At 47.5% G+C, this 2,901-nt stretch carries 4 protein-coding genes; 1 reads left to right on the top strand and 3 read right to left on the bottom strand.

Translation table 11 applies throughout. The features are described 5' to 3' along the window. The first annotated feature begins 27 nt into the window (after positions 1 to 27). A complete protein-coding gene (locus tag VN105_RS25030) occupies positions 28 to 375 on the top strand; it encodes a hypothetical protein (RefSeq protein WP_325645387.1) in 348 nt (115 codons plus the stop codon). A 25-nt stretch (positions 376 to 400) separates the two neighbouring features. Here VN105_RS25030 and VN105_RS25035 read toward each other — a convergent pair whose 3' ends face one another. The 3 genes from VN105_RS25035 to VN105_RS25045 all read right to left on the bottom strand — a co-directional run. Beyond that, positions 401 to 1,459 carry a DNA topoisomerase IB gene (locus tag VN105_RS25035; RefSeq protein WP_325645391.1) on the bottom strand — a complete coding sequence of 353 codons (1,059 nt, stop codon included), beginning with the start codon at positions 1,457 to 1,459 and terminating at the stop codon, positions 401 to 403. Further along, positions 1,452 to 2,318, bottom strand: coding sequence for an SDR family oxidoreductase (locus tag VN105_RS25040; RefSeq protein ID WP_325645393.1), 867 nt, complete (start codon positions 2,316 to 2,318; stop codon positions 1,452 to 1,454). The genes VN105_RS25035 and VN105_RS25040 overlap by 8 nt, the downstream gene beginning before the upstream one ends. 78 nt (positions 2,319 to 2,396) lie before the next feature. Then, positions 2,397 to 2,901, bottom strand: a 505-nt coding sequence (locus VN105_RS25045; protein ID WP_325645395.1) for a ferritin-like domain-containing protein, incomplete at its 5' end; no start/stop codon positions are given.

Here is a 2,901-nt window from a genome sequence, read left to right on the forward strand (position 1 = left end):
TCCGATCTACAACTAAAACCTTTTTTTATGGAAAAGCCAGGTGAAATGACAACTTTAACAAGGGTATTGGAGAAGCTGCATGAAAAGGGATTTGATCACGAATTAAAGATGAGTGATCATGGAAGATTGCAGAATACGGAAGAGCAGAAGATCTACAACCCGGATGACCTGACTATCATTAAAACCTATCGTTTTGAAGGAGAGTCAGATCCTTCAGATTCCTCCGTTTTATATGTAATGGAAGACCAGGAAGGCAATAAGGGCTATGTACTGGACGCTTACGGCGCATACAGTTCGCACGAAGAGGCAGGTTTTGACGAGTTTATCAAGAAAATAAAGGTAGAAGACAGAGAAGAACAGCTGATATTCGGATAGCGTGGTCACGGGCGTTTTGCCTGTATCAGGCTTCCTTCAAAAATTGCATGAGTACCTTTTCATCCGCATGTAACCCGCCACTGGCGGGTTTATTGCGTTTAGCCCTTAGCTGCTGCAGCCAGGGTTCCAGTTCACCTGCTTCATAAGCGTTCAGTATTTGCGGATGGATATAATACTTTTTACAGACGGCGCGGGTATTCCCCAGTTTGCCCGCCACACCGTCGATTATCGCTACAATATTCCGGCGGCATTCCGTTATGGATGCGTAGGGGGTCAGATCCGCCAGGAGGTTTAATGCGTTCACCGTACCGGCCCAGGTGCGGAAGTCTTTACAGGTAAATTCATCTTCTTCGCAGCATTGTTTTATATAATCATTTACTTCACCGGAATCGAGCCCCTTATGTTCGCCGTTCTCATCATAATACTGGAATAATACCTGGCCGGGGATATCCTGTACTTTCTTCAGCAACCTGGCCAGCGCGGCGTCGCGGAGTTCTATTTTATGTTCCACGCCTTTTTTCCCGCGGAAGCGGAAAAAGGCTTTATCGCCATTGATCTTTACATGTTTATCCCGCAGGGTGGTGAGGCCATGAGAGCCGTATAGTTTTTCATAGGAAGCATTCCCTACCCTGATAAGGGTTTCTTCCATTACGGATAAGGCAATGGCAATCACTTTGTTTTTATCCAGCGAAGTGCGCTTTAAATCTTCGTGTATACGTTTCCGTATGCCCGGCAGTTTTTCGCCAAACTGGCGGAGACGGTAGTATTTGGTTTCATTGCGGGCCTTGCCCCAATCGGTATGATAGCGGTATTGCTTACGCCCCTTTATATCGGTACCGGTAGCCTGCAGGTGGCCGTTTGCCCAGGTGCAGATCCATACATTTTCCCATGCAGGGGGCAGCACAAGGCTACGGATACGGTGCAGTATTTCCTCGTCTTTCACCTGTTTTCCCCCGGGATCCAGGTAAATAAAATCCTTTCCCTTGCGGACGCGGGTATAACCGGGAGCGTTTCCTTTCACATACCGCAGCTTTACAGACCGGGCTACGGCTACGGGGTCTGTTATCTGATCTATGTTAACCATTTACGATCTCCCCTCCATTGGGATGCAGGATCTGGCCGGTAAGATAGCTAGCGTCGTCACTGGCCAGGAATACATAGCAGGGGGCCACTTCTACAGGTTGGCCGGCGCGTTTCATTGGTACATCGGTACCAAATTTTGCCACTTCCTCCGCGGTAAAGGTGGCAGGAATGAGCGGGGTCCAGATGGGGCCTGGCGCCACTCCATTAACCCTGATACCTTTTTCCGACAGGGAGGCCGACAATGACCTTACAAAAGAAACGATAGCGCCCTTAGTGGCGCTGTAGTCTATCAGGTGGCTGCTACCGCGGTAAGCCGTTACGGAAGTAGTGCAAATAATGCTGCTGCCTTTGGGCAAATACGGGAGGGCCGCCCTGGTAAGATAAAAATGCGGGTAAATATTGGTTTCAAAGGTTTTGTGAAGCTGGCCGGCGCTAATATCCCCGATACTTTTTTGCGGATATTGAACCGCTGCATTATTTACCAGTATATCTATCTTCTTAAACTTTTTTATCACTTGCTTTATGATATCGTTACAATGTTTTTCATTGCTGATATCGCCGGCAATAAGCAGGCACTCCCTGCCTGCCAGGGCAATGTGTTCGCAGGTGGTTTCCGCGTCTGTATGTTCATTAAAATAGGCAATGGCCACATCTGCACCCTCTTTGGCAAAAGCTACCGCTACGGCCCGGCCAATGCCACTGTCGCCGCCGGTAATAAGCGCTACTTTATTTTGCAGTTTACCTTTCTTTGCGTTGTTCTTTTTAAACACGGGCGCCGGGTCCATTGCCCCTTCCAGGCCGGGTTGTACGGCTTGTTCGCGTGCCGGCCTTACCGGTTTTTTGGGATTCGATTTTTGCATATTATCGGGTTAAAAAAAGTCCCTGCATATAACAGGGACTTTGCAGTTTCCATTAACAATTATACAAACTCGGTTAACCTATTCGGCTGCAGCTTCCTCGTTTACAGTAGATTCAGCTACTTCTGTGAGTAAGCTGTCAGCGTTCTTTTCTTCCTTCAAAGTTTGCTCCAGCAGTTTAACCACCTGTGAATGTCCCATTACATTGGCAAGTGTACGTAAACTGCCGTATGCAGATATTTCGTAGTGTTCAATTTTCTGCGACGCGATGATAATACCTGCGTCTCTTACGGCAGTATCTTCATCGGTATCAGCCACTACTTCCTGCCCTTCAGCGATCAGCCCTTCCATGGCTTCACATTTCTTTGCCTGGGGTTTCTTTCCTAGTAGTTCAAATACCTGTTCCAACCTGGCTACATGTTCTTTTGTTTCTTCCAGGTGGTTTCCAATACAGGTGCTTAACTCTTCCGAAGTAGCGGCTTTCTGCATTTTAGGCAATGCTTTTACCAGGTTCTTTTCTGCCCAGTAGATGTCTTTTAATTCGTCCATGAACAGTTCATGGAATTTGGAGTCCGGCATTTTTTCG

Source organism: Chitinophaga sp., assembly GCF_035564935.1.
In the GTDB taxonomy this organism is placed as follows: domain Bacteria; phylum Bacteroidota; class Bacteroidia; order Chitinophagales; family Chitinophagaceae; genus Chitinophaga.

Coding starts and splice junctions, on each gene's coding strand:
- VN105_RS25040 (WP_325645393.1), bottom strand. CDS start 2,318: ATGCAAAAATCGAATCCCAAAAAACCGGTAAGGCCGGCACGCGAACAA.
- VN105_RS25030 (WP_325645387.1), top strand. CDS start 28: ATGGAAAAGCCAGGTGAAATGACAACTTTAACAAGGGTATTGGAGAAG.
- VN105_RS25035 (WP_325645391.1), bottom strand. CDS start 1,459: ATGGTTAACATAGATCAGATAACAGACCCCGTAGCCGTAGCCCGGTCT.